Origin of the sequence: Kitasatospora albolonga, from assembly GCF_039535905.1 — a bacterium.
Taxonomy (GTDB): domain Bacteria; phylum Actinomycetota; class Actinomycetes; order Streptomycetales; family Streptomycetaceae; genus Kitasatospora; species Kitasatospora albolonga.
Window position 1 is genome coordinate 115,984 of record NZ_BAAAYB010000004.1, and the last position, 13,377, is coordinate 129,360.

A 13,377-nucleotide genomic window follows, 5' to 3' on the forward strand; every position below is an offset into this window, starting at 1 on the left:
GTGGCGCAGGCTGCGCTGGCGGGTGCTGGACGCCCTGCGGTTCTTCACCAGCGCCCGGCTGCGGCTGCTGCTCACCGTGGCGCTGGGGGCGGTACTGCTCGGCGGGGCGGTGATCTGGTGGTCCACCGGCCACCTCGGCTGGGCCCTCTACTACACCCTGCTGGACGTGGCCGGGGCCGCCAACCCCGACCGGCCGGGCGACTCCCCCGGCGACGGCAGCGGCCCCTGGGCCCGGGCCGCCCAGGTGATCGTCACCTTCTGCGGCATCACCTTCGCACCCCTGGCCACCGCCATCGCGGTGGAGGCCCTGGCCACCGGCCGGCGCGGCCTGCCCCGCAGCCCCGGAGCCGGGCTGCGCGACCACGTGGTGGTGGTCGGGCTGAACAACCTGGGCACCCGGGTGGCCGGGATGCTCCGGGAGACCGGGGTGCCGGTGGTCTGCGTGGAGCGCGACCCGCAGTCCCAGGGCGTGGCCGCGATGCGGGCGCTCGGCGTGCCGGTGCTGCTCGGTGACGCCCCCTTGGACGGGCAGCTGCGCCGGGCCCGGGTCCAGCACGCCCGGGCGGTGGTCTCGGTGACCAGGGACGACGCCGCCAACCTGGAGGCGGCCCTGGAGGCCCGGGCGATCCACCCCGAGATCCGCATCGTGGTCCGGCTCTTCGACGACGAGTTCGCCCACCACGTCTACGCCACCCTCGGGAACGTGGTCTCCCGCTCCGTCTCCTACCTCTCCGCCCCCGGCTTCGCCGCCGCCCTGATGGGGCGTGAGGTGGTCGGCACCCTCTCGGTCTTCCGGCACGTGCTGCTGCTCGCCGAGCTGACCGCCGAGAGCGGCGAGAACGGGGTGGGCTCCAGCCTGCTCGGGCGGACGGTCTGGGAGCTGGAGGAGGCCGGCGGGGTCCGGGTGGTCGCGGTCCGGCTGGCCCGCCGGCCCGGAGTGGTGTTCTGGAACTTCGCCGACCGCGGCCACCGGTTGCAGGCCGGCGACCGGGTGCTGGTCGCCGCGACCCGCAGCGGCCTGGCCCGGCTCAGCCCGCCGCCGCCCGTCCCGCCCGAGGGGCCGCCCGAGGAACTGTCCGAGGGGCCGACTGCTTAGCTCCTCACCGCTGCTGGGCCGTCAACTCGGCGGCCAGCGGCAGGTGTTCGAAGTGCGACACGGACGGCGGGTGCTCCAGGAAACCGAACTCCCCCTCCGCCCAGACCGGCCTGATCCGCCACATCGTCCCCGCGTAGGCCCGCAGCGCCGCCTCGTCCCGCCAGCGCGTCACCACCAGCACCCGGTGGTCCAGCTCGGAGACCGACCTCATCAGCTCGGCCCCCTCGAATCCGTCGGTCCCGTCCAGCGCCGGGATCACCACCTCGGTCAGCCTGGTGCAGAACTCGTCCCTGCGGCGCGGGACCACCTGCGCCTCCCAGATCCGGACGATCATCGCCACCACCTCCGGTAACCCCTCCATTCTCCGTTCGGCCGCCCGAGCTTGCCGCCCCTGGTGCCCGGTTCGACAGTGGAAGCGCGCGGCCGAGCCCGGCCGGGCGCCTTCCCCATCGGAGACGGAGCAATCCCATGGCAGTCTGCGTGGTCTGCGGCAACGACTACTGGCTGGCCTTCGAGATCAGGACGATCACCGGAGACAGCTACACCTTCGACAGCTTCGAGTGCGCGATGGAGAAGCTGGCGCCCCGCTGCGAGTACTGCCAGGTGCGGATCGTCGGCCACGGCGTCGAGGTCTCCGGCAAGTTCTTCTGCTGCGCCAACTGCGCCCGCCGCGACGGCGGCCTCGGCGAGCAGATCCGCGACGCGGTGGGCGCCCACCCGGCCTGACGGCCGGCACCCCCGACCCCCGCCGAACGACGAGTGCTCTCCGGCATTCGGCCGTGCAAGGATTCCCGCATCGCACACGAAGCATCACCCTCGGTCACCAGTGAACATGAAGGTGTACATCCCGGAGAGCGGCCGGTCGACGTTCTGCGAAAGCATCGACCCGTACGGGGACCGCACCTACGTCTACCCGGGTGACAGCACCTCGTGGGAGGTCCGCTCGTGCTGAACACCAGCCGCAGGTTCGCCGCCGCGGGCATGAGCACCGCGGCACTCGCCCTCTCCCTCGCCGTGGCCGGCCCGGCCACCACGGCCTCCGCGGACCCGGGTTTCTGCGGCGTCCGCGCCGGGGTGAGCACGGGCAGCGGCCCGGCGGACATCATCTACAGAACCGCTGCCGTTCCACACACAGCTTCAAGGTCCACCTGCCGGCAACCGGCCGAACCAGCCAGTGCCAGAGCGCGACCCCTGGCGGGTACACCTACTTCCTGTTCAACTACGCCGACCGCGACTGGCAGGTCCTCGCCTGCTCCTAGCCGAACCGGATGCGCCGGCGGCCCGGAGCCCCGGCGCATCCACGGGCCTAGAGCCGGGCGTGGGTGGTGATGTCCGCCTCGAAGTCGGCGACCAGCTCCGGTGTGACGGTCGGGCGGCACTGGGCGATCGCCGCCAGGTAGTCGGCGGTGGTCGCGCCGGCCGTCGCCGAGGGGTCCTCGCCGGTGTCCCGCTCGAACGCCGCCTGGGCCGCCGCCCGGGCGGCGTGCTCGATGTCGGCCGGGGTGAAGAGCGCGCTCCGCTCGACCAGCAGGTCCAGGTCGACGCCCTCGCGGCCGGCCGTGTAGCGCGACCAGATGGCGTGCCGGGCCACCGCGTCCGGCGTGCCGATCGGGATGAGGTAGTCGAACCGGCCGTGCCGCAGGAAGGCCGGGTCGATCGAGCGGATCGAGTTGGTGGCGCAGACCAGCAAACGCTCCTCGCCCTCGCGGAAGCCCGGGATCAGCTTGAGCAGCTCGTTGGTGACCCCGTGCAGTGCGGAGTCCACCGCCTCGCCCCGGACCGGCGCGATCTCCTCCACCTCGTCGACGAAGACCAGCACCCGCTCCAGTTCGGCGATCCGCCCGAAGGCGGTGCGCAGCGCGGCGGCCAGGTTGCCGCCGTCGGCCAGCCGGGAGGGCAGCAGCTCGACGAACGGCCAGCCGAGCCGGGAGGCCACCGCCCGGGCGAAGGTGGTCTTGCCGGTGCCGGGCGGGCCGAACAGCGCGATCGCCCGCGGCGGCCGCACCCCGTGCCGGGCGGCCCGCTCCGGTTCGGCCAGCGGCTGCACCACCCGACGCTCGATCAGGTCCTTCTCGGTGCCCATCCCGGCCACCCGCTCCCAGAGGTCGCCAGGCAGCAGCCGCCCGCCGAGCTCGTCCAACAGCCCGCCGCCCGGGCCGGCCTGCGGCTCGTCCTTCTCGAAGTACGCCACCGCCGGGCGGCGGGTGTACCCGGCGTTGTGCAGCCCCTCGCCGAGCTGCTCCTCCTCGGGGAGCACGTAGGCGATCCGGCGGACCCGGCGCTCCAGCAGGCGCCGCTCCAGCTCCCGCAGCAGCGCGCTGGCCAGGCCCCGGCCGCGCCAGCCGGGGGCGATGGCGATCCGCATCACCCAGGCCCGGTCCCCCGCCAGGTGGGCCAGCGCCGCCCCGATCGGCTCGCCGCGCCGGACCGCCACCACGGCGGGCTGACGGTCGGTCAGCGCCGAGATGCACTCGGCCAGCGAGAAGACCGACTCCTGGCCGAGGCCCGCGGTGGTGTCGATCAGGTGCACCACGGCCGCCAGGTCGTCCTCGCGGTAGTCGTGTATCAGCCACTCGTTCATGGCCCGGAACGCTAGGCCCGCGCGGCGGTCCGGACAGACCGCCGGAACGGACAATCCGCCGCGCCGAACCGTACGTCCCGCCGCTTGCCCGGTCTCAGTAGGCGAGGCGCAGGGACTTGACCCGGTTGTCGAAGTTGGAGTGCACCAGGGTCGGCTCGCCGACCGAGCGGATCTCGGGCAGCCGGGTGAGCAGCTCGCGGAAGAGCACCTTCATCTCCTGCCGGGCCAGGTAGGCGCCGAGGCAGAAGTGCGGGCCGCCGCCACCGAAGCCCAGGTGCGGGTTGGGCGAGCGGGTGATGTCGAAGGCGTCCGGGTCGGTGAAGACCGCCTCGTCCCGGTTGGCCGAGCCGAAGAAGAGCACCACCTTGTCGCCGGCGGCGAACCGGGTGCCGTTCAGCTCGTGGTCGACGGCCACGGTGCGGCGGAACTGGATGATCGGGGTGGAGTGGCGGACCATCTCCTCCACCGCGCCGCCGATCCGCCCGTCCAGGTCGGCCGTCAGCAGCTCGCGCTGCTCGGGGTGGGTGGAGAGCAGGTGCAGCCCGTGGGCCAACGCGTTGCGGGTGGTCTCCACCCCGGCGACCAGCAGCAGCGAGAAGAAGGCGCCCAGCTCACGGGAGTTGAGGCGCCGCCCGTCCACGTCGGCGGTGACCAGGGCGGAGATCAGGTCCCCGGTGGGGCGGCGGCGGCGCTCCCGGCCGAGCGCGGCGATGATGCCCTGCATCCGGGCCAGTGCCATCAGCCCGCGGCCCGGGACGCGCAGCCGGCTGCGGGCCACGCCGGTGTTCTCGGAGGCGTCGTTGACCATCGCCAGGATGCGGTTCCGCTGCCGCTCCGGCACCCCCATCATGTTGCAGATCACCCGATAGGGGAGCTGGGCGGCCACCGCTCCGACGAAGTCGGCGGGCCGCTCGGCCGCCAGGCCCTCCACCAACTCCCCCGCCACCGCGCGGATGTCCTCCTCCACCTTGGAGACCAGCCGCGGCGTGAAGGCCCGCGAGACGATCCGCCGCAGGTCCGCGTGGCGCGGGTCGTCCAGGTTCACCATCGAGTCGCCGAACACCGTCCGCACCCAGCGGGCCGGCTCGGGGGTGGTGACGCCTGGGCCGCTGACGAACACCTCCGGGGTACGGCTGGCGGCGACCACGTCGGCGTGCCGGACCAGGGCGTGGAAGCCGCGGCCGGTGCGCAGGTCGGTGAAGTGCAGCGGGCCGTCCAGCGCGCGCAGCCGGGCGAACGCGGCGGCCCGTTCGGACAGCGGGAGCCGCCAGAACTCCGGGTCGGCGAGATCGATCCCGCCCGGGGTGTGCTGACGCTGACCGGTGTCCACCGTTGCCCTCATGCGGGCAGTTATCGTGCAGCTTCTGGCGGAATGTCAAATTCCACTAGCTTTGTCCTATTTACCTACTCATCGTCTTCCGTCTCGTCCTCCACCGGCACCAGGTCCCGGGCCAGCAGGGTCGCACCGGCCACCGCGCCGGGCATCGCCAACACCGTCACGAACGGCACCAGGAAGAGCACCATCAACGGCGCCCCGAAGCCCAGCGCCAGCCCCAGCCGCCCGCGCAGCAGCCGCAGCCGCTCCGGCTGGTCCACCCCGCGCCGCTGCAGCGCCACGGCCGAGAGCTCGGCCGCCATGAAGTACCCCGAGACGAGGATCCCGAGCACCGGCACCACCGTCTGCCCCACCACCGGCACGAACCCCGCGGCGAACAGCAGCACCCCGAAGCCCAGCACCCGCAGCAGCACGTACAGGCTGTCCCGCGCCGAGACCACCAACTCCCGCCACAGCGAAAGGTCCTGACGCGCCGGCGCCCCACCCTCGGTCTCGTCCACCTTCTCGCACAGCGACTCGTAGAACGGCTGCCCGATCAGCAGCGTCACCGCCGTGAACGTCACCACCGACAGCGCGAACCCGCCCCCGAGCACCGCCACCTGCACCGCCCCGCGCACCAGCCCCTGCCACGGCGACCCCCACCCGTCCGCGAACGGCGTCGCCCACTCCGCGACGTCGTCCGCGTACACCCCCAGCACCACCAGCGCCGCCACGTACCCCACCAGGGCGATCAGCGCCGGGATCATCCCGAACCCCCACCACCGCCCGTGCCGCGCCACCCACTTCTGGCCCTTGACCAGATAGCCCATCCCCGCCACGAAATCACGCATGCCCGCAGCCTACGGGCCCGGCTTGAGCGTCTTTCAGTAGGGCAACAGGACCGCGGTGTCGAGCACGAACCCGTTCATCGTCTCCTCCAGATGCTGGGCCCGGCACCACGCTACCGCCCGCGGCCGGGGATGGTCGTGCGGCACGTGGGCTCGCCTCTCATGACCGACGCCCACGACCCCGCGCTGGTCACCCGGGTGCTCACCGACACCGACCGGTCCAAGGCCAACAGCGCCGTCTGCGAGCACCTCGACCACCGGGCCGCCGCGCTGCTGACGGAGCCGCAGTTCCCCGCCCGGCGGCGGGAGACGGCCGGACCCGTCGGATCCGCACCATCGCCGACTCCCGCTCCCGCCGAGGGCGCCGCTGACTCAGTGGACGCCGGCGGTGAAGGGCTCGTCCAGGATCGCGACCAGGCGTGGGTGGAACAGCGCGCCGGGCAGGCGCGGGTGCGGGGTCAGGACCCCGGCCCGGGTCAGGCGGTCCAGGGCGGGGCCCGGGGCGCGGGTGGTGCGGCCCTTCAGCCACTGGGCCGAGACGGCGGGGGTCGCGCGGAGGTGGGCCAGGACTTCCCGGGCCGCCGGATCTCCCTTGGCCCGGTCCATCGCGGCGTCGAGCACCCGCCGGTACGCCTTGATGGTGGCGATCCGGTGGTGCGCCGTCTCGGTGACCATCCGCGCGAAGGTCGCCCCCCAGGCCATCAGGTCGCCGTCGACCGCGGCGGCGAAGGCGTCGTCGTCCGCCTGGCGATTGCCGTGCACCCAGCCCTCCAGGTCCAGCAGCAGCCCGGGCATCAGCCCGGCGGCCACCAGGTCGCACTGCGCCAGCAGCCGCACCATGCGCCCGTTGCCGTCGGCGAACGGATGGATCGTCAGCAGCCGGATCGTGGAGAGCGCCGAGGCGTCGAGCGGCGGGGAGGTGGTCGCCAGGCCCCACGCGTACCAGCGCCGCACCTGCTCGTTCAGCTCCGCCCCGGGGGCGGTGCCGAAGAGGACGAGCCCGCCGTCGGCGCGGGTGACGGTGACGTTCCCCCGGCGGAACCCGCCCCGGCCCGGGATGCTGGGGTCGGCGGCGGCGATCAGCCGGTGCAGTTCGGCGAGTGCGTCGGGGGCGAAGCACGGCCGCCGGCCCGGGTGTTCGCGCAGCTCCTCCCGGACCGAGTGGACGGCCAGCAGGCCGGCCTTGGTCCGCTGCTCGGCGGCGTTCGAGATCGCCTCGGCCAGCTCGCCCTCGTCCGTGGTGTGCAGGTGCCGGTGGTGCAGGGCCGTCCGGAACCGGGGACGGTGGAAGAGGTCGGGGTTGTCGAGGCGGGAAGCGGCCTTGGTCAACTCGGCGAGCGCGGCCAGCGCCCGCAGGCGGTCCCCGGCGGGGACCGCCTCGGCGTCCAGCGGCGGGTCGACGGGGAGCACCCGCCGACCCGCCGTCGGAGAGACGGGAGAACTCACTGACAGGGACCCGAGCGGACGACGCCGGTGGGCTCCTTGACGGTCGCGTACTCCGGGCCGCTCGGCGTGAGGATCTTGTAGTAGTTGTTCTGGTACTCCACGTACATCGCCCAGCTCATGCCCGGCGGGATGGTGACCTCGATCGCGTGGCTCACGCTGGTCGTCTCGCCGAAGGTGACCCCGAGGCTCGCCGACAGGATCGAGTAGGCCGAGGCCGAGATGTTCCCGGTCACCTGGTAGGTCACGTTGTACGAGGAGTTGATGGTCTCCTTCACGGGGGTGGTGCTGTTGTTCTTGATGCAGTTCTGCCGCACCTCCTCCTTGGTGCCCTCCGCGATCTTCGTCGACGGATAGTCCCTCCCCGAACCGTCGCCGCCGCCTCCGCCGGCGTTGGCCCAGTCCGCGTTCCACACCGGAAGGGAGGAGGGCACCTCGGGCATCTCGGACAGGCCCTCGATGATCACCTGTTGCATGTACTCGTCGCCCAGGTCGTTGGAGCTCATGTCCCAGTCGTCGTCGCACTGACTGGTGTACCCGTCGCAGTAGGACGCCGAGGCGATGCTCGGAAAGACGACGGCGGGCACCGCAGTGAGCACGGACGTGCCCAGTGCGACGGTGGCGAGCATGGTCCTCAGCTTCACGGTTTCTCCTCGGTGGCGATCGGGCACCTCTGGCGCGCCCCGCCGGCGGAGGGATGACCTCCGAACGCTGGGGGCGGCCGCAACACTGACACAGCGTCAGAGCATCAGCCAGGATGAATTCAAGCCAACATTGCATCAGCTCATATGAATCACCATGGTCTAAAGTCCGGCCCTGTGAACAGATCTGACTACGTGTCCGCCCTCCGCCGGCACGCCGGGCTGATGGCCGACGCCACCGCGAACGCCGACCTCACCACCCCGGTCCCCAGCTGCCCCGACTGGACCCTCGACGACCTGCTGTTCCACACCGGCACCGTGCACCGCTTCTGGACCCGGATCGCCGACGGCACCCTCACCGACCCCGACACCTGGACCGGCGCGGACGACGTCCCCGAGGACCCTGCCGAGCTGCCGGCCTGGCTGGCGGCGGGCGCCGAGGCCGCCGCTGCCACCGTGGAGGTGCTCGATCCGGCGGAGCCGCGGTGGTCCTGGTCCACCCGGAAGGACGCCGGGTTCATCCAGCGGCGGTTGGCCCAGGAGACCGCCGTGCACACCTGGGACGCACTCGACGCCCTCGGCCGCGACGAGGCGATCGAGCGCGAGCTCGCCGCCGACGGCGTCGAGGAGTTCCTCACGGTCTGCCGCCACGAGACCCCGCCGGCCGGCTTCCCCGCCGACGGCCTCCACCTGCACGCCACCGACGGCCCCGGCGAGTGGACCCTGCGGGTGGCCGGGGACGGCACCTGGCAGCTCCTCACCGAACACGCCAAGGGCGCCGTCGCCGTCCGCGGCACCGCCTCCGACCTGCTCCTCTTCCTCTGGCAACGCCGCACCCCGGCCGACCTCGAGGTCTTCGGCTCCCCGGAGGACCTGACCGCCGCCTTCACCGCCTTCCGCCGCGACTGATCCCCCCGGGGCCGCGGGAGCGCCGGTCGCCTCCGGCGGGGCGGGAAGGCCTCGTACTTCCTGCACCGCCGGGGTCCGCGCAGGAGCACGGGAGCCTCCGGCGGGACGCGAGCAGCAACGGGGAGACGCCTCCGGCGGGGCCGCGGGAACACCGGTCGCCTCCGGCAGGGCCGCGGGAGCGGCGGGGCGGGGGGCGGGAAGGCCTCTCGCTTCCTGCACCGCCGGGGTCCGCGCAGGAGCACGGGAGCCTCCGGCTGCGCCCGCCCCCGTCCCGTCGGCCCCGCCCCGGCCCCCGCCGGCGGCGCCCACCGACCCCCGGCCGCTCCCGACCCCGCCCGCCGACTGGAAGAAGTCTGGGCGGGGTTGGTTGTCAAAAAGGAGCTGTCACGGGATATCTTGATGTCGAGACGTTGTAGCCGTGAAGCGGAGTACCGATGACTGACTCGACCATCATCTACACCCACACCGACGAGGCGCCCGCCCTGGCGACGTACTCGTTCCTCCCGATCGTCCAGGCCTACGCCTCGACCGCGGGCGTGCGGGTGGAGACGCGTGACATCTCCCTGGCCGGCCGCATCATCGCCGCCTTCCCGGAGCGTCTCGAAGAGGGCCAGCGCATCGGCGACGCCCTCGCGGAGCTGGGCGAGCTCGCCAAGACCCCGCAGGCCAACATCATCAAGCTCCCGAACGTCTCCGCCTCGATCCCGCAGCTCAAGGCGGCCGTCGCCGAGCTGCAGGCCCAGGGCTACGCGCTCCCGGACTACCCGGACGAGCCGCAGACCGACGAGGAGCGCGACGTCCGCGCCCGCTACGACAAGATCAAGGGCTCCGCGGTCAACCCGGTCCTCCGCGAGGGCAACTCCGACCGCCGCGCCCCCGCCTCGGTGAAGAACTACGCCAAGGCCCACCCGCACCGCATGGGCGCCTGGACCCCGGAGTCCAAGACCAACGTCGCCACCATGGGCGTCAACGACTTCCGCTCCACCGAGAAGTCGACCGTGATCGCCGAGGCCGGCGCGCTCAAGATCGAGCTGGTCGCCGCCGACGGCACCACCACCGTGCTGCGCGAGTCCGTCCCGGTCCAGGCCGGCGAGGTCGTCGACGCCTCGGTCATGCGCGTCGCCGCGCTGCGCGAGTTCCTCGCCGCCCAGGTCGCCGAGGCCAAGGCCCAGGGCGTGCTGTTCTCGGTGCACCTCAAGGCCACCATGATGAAGGTCTCCGACCCGATCGTCTTCGGCCACGTGGTCCGCGCCTTCTTCCCGCAGACCTTCGCCAAGTACGGCGCCGACCTGGCCGCGGCCGGCCTGAACCCGAACAACGGCCTCGGCGGCATCCTGGACGGCCTGGACAAGCTCGCCAACGGCGCCGAGGTCAAGGCCTCCTTCGAGGCCGAGCTCGCCGACGGCCCGGCCCTGGCGATGGTCGACTCGGACAAGGGCATCACCAACCTGCACGTGCCGTCCGACGTCATCGTCGACGCCTCGATGCCGGCCATGATCCGCACCTCCGGCCACATGTGGGGCCCGGACGGCCAGGAGGCCGACACCCTCGCCGTCCTGCCGGACAGCTCCTACGCGGGCGTCTACCAGGCCGTCATCGAGGACTGCCGCGCCCACGGCGCGTTCGACCCGGCCACCATGGGCTCGGTCCCGAACGTCGGCCTGATGGCCCAGGCCGCCGAGGAGTACGGCAGCCACGACAAGACCTTCGAGATCGCCACCGCGGGCACCGTCCGCCTGGTCGACGCCTCGGGCGAGGTCGTGCTGGAGCAGGCCGTCGAGGCCGGCGACATCTTCCGCGCCTGCCAGACCAAGGACGCCCCGATCCAGGACTGGGTCAAGCTGGCCGTCAACCGCGCCCGCGCCACCGGCTCCCCGGCCGTCTTCTGGCTGGACGAGACCCGTGCCCACGACGCGGTGCTGATCGGCAAGGTCAACGCGTACCTGCCGCAGCACGACACCGAGGGCCTGACCATCGAGATCCTCTCCCCGGTCAAGGCCACCGCCTACTCGCTGGAGCGCATCCGCCGCGGCGAGGACACCATCTCGGTCACCGGCAACGTGCTGCGCGACTACCTGACCGACCTGTTCCCGATCCTGGAGCTGGGCACCAGCGCCAAGATGCTCTCGGTCGTCCCGCTGATGAACGGCGGCGGCCTGTTCGAGACCGGCGCCGGCGGCTCCGCCCCGAAGCACGTCCAGCAGCTGGTCAAGGAGAACTACCTGCGCTGGGACAGCCTGGGCGAGTTCTTCGCGCTGGCCGCCAGCTTCGAGCACCTGGCCCAGACCACCGGCAACGCCCGCGCCCAGGTCCTCGCGGACACCCTGGACCGCGCCACCGGCACCTTCCTCAACGAGGACAAGTCGCCGAGCCGCCGCCTCGGTGGCATCGACAACCGCGGCAGCCACTTCTACCTCGGCCTGTACTGGGCCCAGGAGCTGGCGCAGCAGACCGCCGACGCCGAGCTCGCCGCCGCCTTCACCGGCCTCGCCAAGACCCTGGCGGAGCAGGAGGAGACCATCGTCGCCGAGCTGATCGCGGTGCAGGGCGCCCCGGCCGAGATCGGCGGCTACTACCAGCCGTCGCCCGCGCTGGCCGCGGCCGTGATGCGTCCGTCCGCCACCTTCAACGAGGCGCTGGCCCAGCTGGGCTGACGCACCGTCAGGAGCGCGTGAAGGAGGGGCCCCGCGGCTGTGCCGTGGGGCCCCTCCCCCTTTCCGCAGGACTTGCCCAGGACTTGCCCGGGACCACGAGAACGGATCAGCGATGCCGCACACCGACCCCCTGGCCAACCCGGCCCACTCCGCGCTCCTCGGCCCGCACGCCGGGCTCGCCGAGCGGCGCGGCCGGGCCGCCCGCTACCCCGCCGACGTCTCCCCCTTCCACGCCCTCCCGGACGACCCGACCGAGGCGGACTGGGCCGACCTGGCCGGGCTCACCGGGCCGGGCGGCTTCGCCCTGCTGGCCGGGAACGGGATCACCCCGCCGGCCGACTGGCGGGTGACCTTCTCGCTCGACGGCGTCCAGCTGGTCGGCGACCGGCTGGTGCACGCCCACGACCCGGAGGCGGTGGAGCTGGGCCCCGAGGACGTCCCGGAGATGCTGGCCCTGGTGGCGGCCACCCGTCCCGGCCCGTTCGAGGCCCGCACCATCGCCCTGGGCCGGTACCTGGGCATCCGTCAGGACGGCGTCCTGGTCGCGATGGCGGGCGAGCGGATGCACCCGGTCGGCCACACCGAGATCAGCGCCGTCTGCACCGCCCCCACCCACCGCGGCCAGGGCCTGGCCGCCCGCCTGGTCCGCGCGGTCGCAGCGGGCATCCGCGACCGCGACGAGGTCCCGTTCCTGCACGCCGCCGGCGACAACGTGGACGCGATCCGCCTCTACAAGGCCCTCGGCTTCACCCAGAGCCGCCCGATGACCTTCCTGGGCGCCGTGGCCCCGGGCGGGGAGGCCGCTGACGCCTGATCAGCGGTCAGCCGTCGAGCGGGGGAGGGTTCAGAGCCAGAGGACCAGGACGGCGAGCACGCCTCCGAGGACGGCCGGCACCCAGCGGGGCTTCTCGCTCGCCTGCCGGGCGGCCAGCATCAGGAACATCCCGGCGGGCACCAGGGTGAGCCCTCCCGAGAAGGTGAACCCCACGCCCAGGAACGCGGCCAGGATGCCGACGATCGCTGAGAGGACGCGGAACAGCCATCGGTCGCGGCAGATCTGGGGCAGCAGGGTGAGCACCCCGAACAGGGCCGCCAGCTTGTCGAGGTCGATGTCGTCCCTGGAGAGACCCTCCACGAATGCGGCGGCGCAGGTCACGGAGGCCAGGGCGGCCAGCACGCGCGGCGACAGACGGACCGGATCAGGTGCCATGGTTCCCCCCACAAGCTCTCTTGAACGCGTTCAAAGTCTAGCAGTTCCCGAAATGGCCCAAGGGATCGGATGATCGAATGGACCAGATGCTTGGGCCGCTTGCGCCGTAGGCTGATCATCGAAGCAAGCGAGAACCGCACGAGGGGGAACCACACATGACCGAGAATCACGACGTCGTCCTGGTCCGCGCCGCCGCCGCCGAGGTGCTGACCGACGCGCCCGGCAGCCTGATCACCCTGTTCGCCGACTCCGCCACCACCGGCGGCAAGGTGACCAGCAACCGGGCCACCTTCGAGAAGGGCGCGACCGGCGCCCCGCCGCACTTCCACACCCGGGCCACCGAGTTCTTCTTCGGCCTGGACGGCGAGCTGGACGTGCTGCTCGACGACCGCATCGAGACCCTGCGGCAGGGCGACTTCCTCGCCGTCCCGGCCGGCACCAGGCACGCCTTCGCCCCCGCCGCCGGCTCCACCGCCGACGTGCTGGTCCTCTTCACCCCGGGCATGGACCGCTTCGACTACTACCGCCTGCTGGACCGGGTCAACAAGGGCGAGGCCAGCTGGCAGGAGATCCGCGAGTCGGGCGAGCACTACGACAACCACTACGTCGAGAGCGAGGTCTGGCAGGCCCGTACCGGGCGCTGAACGTGCGGAACCCCCTGGACCCGTCCGGTCCAGGGG

At 72.7% G+C, this 13,377-nt stretch carries 14 protein-coding genes; 7 read left to right on the forward strand and 7 right to left on the reverse strand.

Going from position 1 to position 13,377, the window contains the following annotated elements; all coding sequences use genetic code 11:
* Positions 1 to 22: 22 nt before the first annotated feature.
* Complete coding sequence (locus ABD946_RS01700; protein WP_345279307.1) at positions 23 to 1,096, forward strand: potassium channel family protein; 1,074 nt, start codon at positions 23 to 25, stop codon at positions 1,094 to 1,096.
* Between the two features lie 4 nt (positions 1,097 to 1,100).
* On the opposite strand, the gene ABD946_RS01705 is transcribed toward ABD946_RS01700, so the two are convergent.
* Entirely contained in the window at positions 1,101 to 1,430 is a 330-nt protein-coding gene (locus ABD946_RS01705) for an antibiotic biosynthesis monooxygenase family protein (protein ID WP_345279309.1), read from the reverse strand.
* Positions 1,431 to 1,564: 134 nt separating this feature from the next.
* Between ABD946_RS01705 and ABD946_RS01710 the strand changes: the two genes are divergently transcribed.
* Positions 1,565 to 1,822 (forward strand): Prokaryotic metallothionein, encoded by a 258-nt coding sequence (locus ABD946_RS01710; RefSeq protein WP_345279311.1) that lies wholly within the window; start codon positions 1,565 to 1,567, stop codon positions 1,820 to 1,822.
* A gap of 100 nt (positions 1,823 to 1,922) precedes the next feature.
* Complete coding sequence (locus ABD946_RS01715) at positions 1,923 to 2,048, forward strand: hypothetical protein (protein WP_345279313.1); 126 nt, start codon at positions 1,923 to 1,925, stop codon at positions 2,046 to 2,048.
* Positions 2,049 to 2,402: 354 nt separating this feature from the next.
* On the opposite strand, the gene ABD946_RS01720 is transcribed toward ABD946_RS01715, so the two are convergent.
* From ABD946_RS01720 to ABD946_RS01740, 5 genes are all read right to left on the reverse strand, one after another.
* Positions 2,403 to 3,677, reverse strand: coding sequence for an ATP-binding protein (locus tag ABD946_RS01720; RefSeq protein ID WP_345279315.1), 1,275 nt, complete (start codon positions 3,675 to 3,677; stop codon positions 2,403 to 2,405).
* A 94-nt stretch (positions 3,678 to 3,771) separates the two neighbouring features.
* On the reverse strand, positions 3,772 to 5,019 hold the full coding sequence (locus ABD946_RS01725) for a cytochrome P450 (protein ID WP_380150536.1): 1,248 nt from the start codon (positions 5,017 to 5,019) through the stop codon (positions 3,772 to 3,774).
* 62 nt (positions 5,020 to 5,081) lie between these two features.
* Positions 5,082 to 5,843, reverse strand: a complete 762-nt coding sequence (locus ABD946_RS01730; RefSeq protein ID WP_345279319.1) for an EI24 domain-containing protein — start codon at positions 5,841 to 5,843, stop codon at positions 5,082 to 5,084.
* A 369-nt stretch (positions 5,844 to 6,212) separates the two neighbouring features.
* Positions 6,213 to 7,250, reverse strand: coding sequence for a Fic family protein (locus tag ABD946_RS01735; RefSeq protein ID WP_345279321.1), 1,038 nt, complete (start codon positions 7,248 to 7,250; stop codon positions 6,213 to 6,215).
* Between the two features lie 32 nt (positions 7,251 to 7,282).
* Positions 7,283 to 7,927, reverse strand: a complete 645-nt coding sequence (locus tag ABD946_RS01740; protein WP_345279323.1) for a DUF6426 family protein — start codon at positions 7,925 to 7,927, stop codon at positions 7,283 to 7,285.
* A gap of 174 nt (positions 7,928 to 8,101) precedes the next feature.
* Between ABD946_RS01740 and ABD946_RS01745 the strand changes: the two genes are divergently transcribed.
* The 3 genes from ABD946_RS01745 to ABD946_RS01755 all read left to right on the forward strand — a co-directional run bounded on the left by ABD946_RS01745 (position 8,102) and on the right by ABD946_RS01755 (position 12,301).
* Positions 8,102 to 8,833 (forward strand): maleylpyruvate isomerase family mycothiol-dependent enzyme, encoded by a 732-nt coding sequence (locus ABD946_RS01745; RefSeq protein WP_345279325.1) that lies wholly within the window; start codon positions 8,102 to 8,104, stop codon positions 8,831 to 8,833.
* A 434-nt stretch (positions 8,834 to 9,267) separates the two neighbouring features.
* On the forward strand, positions 9,268 to 11,487 hold the full coding sequence (locus tag ABD946_RS01750; RefSeq protein WP_345279327.1) for an NADP-dependent isocitrate dehydrogenase: 2,220 nt from the start codon (positions 9,268 to 9,270) through the stop codon (positions 11,485 to 11,487).
* A gap of 112 nt (positions 11,488 to 11,599) precedes the next feature.
* Entirely contained in the window at positions 11,600 to 12,301 is a 702-nt protein-coding gene (locus tag ABD946_RS01755; protein WP_345279329.1) for a GNAT family N-acetyltransferase, read from the forward strand.
* A gap of 30 nt (positions 12,302 to 12,331) precedes the next feature.
* On the opposite strand, the gene ABD946_RS01760 is transcribed toward ABD946_RS01755, so the two are convergent.
* Entirely contained in the window at positions 12,332 to 12,697 is a 366-nt protein-coding gene (locus ABD946_RS01760; protein WP_345279331.1) for a hypothetical protein, read from the reverse strand.
* A gap of 155 nt (positions 12,698 to 12,852) precedes the next feature.
* On the opposite strand from ABD946_RS01760, the gene ABD946_RS01765 reads away from it, so the two are divergent.
* Positions 12,853 to 13,341 (forward strand): cupin domain-containing protein, encoded by a 489-nt coding sequence (locus ABD946_RS01765; RefSeq protein WP_345279333.1) that lies wholly within the window; start codon positions 12,853 to 12,855, stop codon positions 13,339 to 13,341.
* Positions 13,342 to 13,377 lie beyond the last annotated feature (36 nt).